This window comes from Moorena sp. SIO4E2, assembly GCF_010671945.1.
Classification (GTDB): Bacteria; Cyanobacteriota; Cyanobacteriia; order Cyanobacteriales; family Coleofasciculaceae; genus Moorena; species Moorena producens.
The window spans coordinates 1-1,986 of record NZ_JAAHIE010000998.1 but is presented as its reverse complement, the minus strand read 5'-3'; the positions used below and the strand labels follow the sequence as shown (position 1 = coordinate 1,986).

Below are 1,986 nucleotides of genomic sequence, written 5' to 3'. Positions count from 1 at the left end.
AATCCGGCTGCTATCCTCCCCAAAAGTCACATCTAATACCCAATGCAGTTGGTTTTCAATGGACCAGTGTTGTCGGATAGCTTTGCCCAACTTCTGAGCATTGGGCGGCAAAGAAGTAAGGTAGAACCTATCCCACTAATACCAAAATATGGTAATCTGTTCTTGTTTGAGAAGAGTGTATCTGCTGATGGCTGGACGCTTTGAAGGATTAAGTGATTTGGGTGCGGCTCTTATAGAAAGACGATAGAATGGGGAAGAGTTTTTTACCACAAGCTATGCTGTAGCAGTGTTTTGAGAGAAAAAACCGAAGGACTCGACAGGCGCTTAACAGCAGTATGAGCCAGGATTAAGTTAGAGATATGCAACCATCTACCTCAAATGAAGACAGATTTTTTTCAGGAGCCCGAGAGCTATTTGAACAAATAGTTGATTGGCTCGGTTCAGAAACAGTGTGCGGTGCGCGAGCATGGGGAATTAGAGACGTTACTACTCGAAAATGGATACGAACTATTGAGACGACTGTTACAAGGTTACTTGGATAGACGAAGTAACGACGAAATCGAGGGTGATTGTTTAGGTAGGGACGGAGTAAACAGAACCCATAAGATCAGAGGAAACAGGAAACTAACAACCATCTTTGGCACGGTCATTGCCCATCGTATTGGTTACGGAGGAAGGAAGATCACTTCTCGTGGGTCCATTGGATGCAGCAATTTTACTTACCACCAGAACAATACTCTCATGGACTCAGGGAGCGAGTAGCTCAAGAAGTAGCCCGTTCCGGGTTTGGAGAAACAGTGGAAATCATCTCCAAAACCACCGCAGCCAAAGTTGGTAAGCGTCAAGTTGAACAATTGGCTTATAAGAGCGCTTGTGACTTTGACTCTTTCTACGCTCAGCCAACTTGCACAATCGGTTGAAGGAAAACACACAGGAGAAATAGTAGTAATTACTGTTGATGGAAAGGGTGTTGTGATGCGTACACTTTGGCCTTCGTGCCGACACCCAAAAACGAGCACTTGCTTCTTCCAAAAAATTAAATAAACGATTAACTAAAGGGGAAAAGCGCAATGCCAAACGTATGGCAACAGTAGCTTCAGTTTATACTATTGACCCCTTGGTTCGCACACCTGAGCAAATTGTCAATCCCTCTTCTAATCACCAAAACATCAAACGACGGAGACCAATGGGCAAGCGTGTTTGGGCAAGTTTAGAAAAAGAACCATACCAGGTGATCACAGAAGCATTTGATGAGGCATTGCACCGCGACCCCAATCAACAAAAACACTTTTGTGCTCTAGTCGATGGCAATAAAACACAATTATTGCTGTTAAAGAAATATGCTCGTCAACACCAGCTCAATTTAACCATTGTGCTCGATATTATCCATGTAATTGAGTATTTATGGAAGGCAGCATTTGCCTTTTATGGGGATACCAGCCAGCAAGGGGAGGCTTGGGTTACTCAAAGAATATTACTGATTCTTCAAGGACGCTCATCTCAGGTGGCAGCTGGGATGCGTCGCAGCGCCACATTACGTCAACTCAACCCATCACAACGTAAACCAGTGGATACCTGTGCCCAATATCTGCTCAATAACAGTGCTTACCTCCAATACAATGATTACTTGAAAGCTGGTCTTCCCATTGCTACCGGGGTGATTGAAGGTGCTTGTCGTCATCTGATTAAAGACCGCATGGATCTGACTGGAGCTAGAGGTCGTCTTATGGGTGCTGAGGCGGTTTTACGTCTTCGCTCCCTTTATATTAGTGGTGTAGGACATGAATATTGGCGCTTTCACTTAAAGCAGGAACATAAACGTCATCACCTGGCTTTGTATTTTGATGGTATTCCTTTAATAGACCTCTTGCAAAAGTCCAATAAAAAAGATATAAATGGGTCAGTATAAGGGAAAATAATGACCTATCAAAAAGTTAAAGATTTAACTAACCAGGAGTTCAAACGCCTTTGTGGGGTAAGAATTGA

2 pseudogenes are annotated in these 1,986 nt (G+C 43.5%); one reads left to right on the top strand and one right to left on the bottom strand.

Features of this window, described 5'->3' with window-relative positions:
* Positions 1–129, bottom strand: a pseudogene (locus F6K37_RS39880) (ISAs1 family transposase); the annotation flags it as partial.
* Between the two features lie 230 nt (positions 130–359).
* Here F6K37_RS39880 and F6K37_RS39875 point away from each other — a divergent pair.
* Positions 360–1,909 (top strand): annotated as a pseudogene (locus tag F6K37_RS39875) (ISKra4 family transposase).
* Positions 1,910–1,986 lie beyond the last annotated feature (77 nt).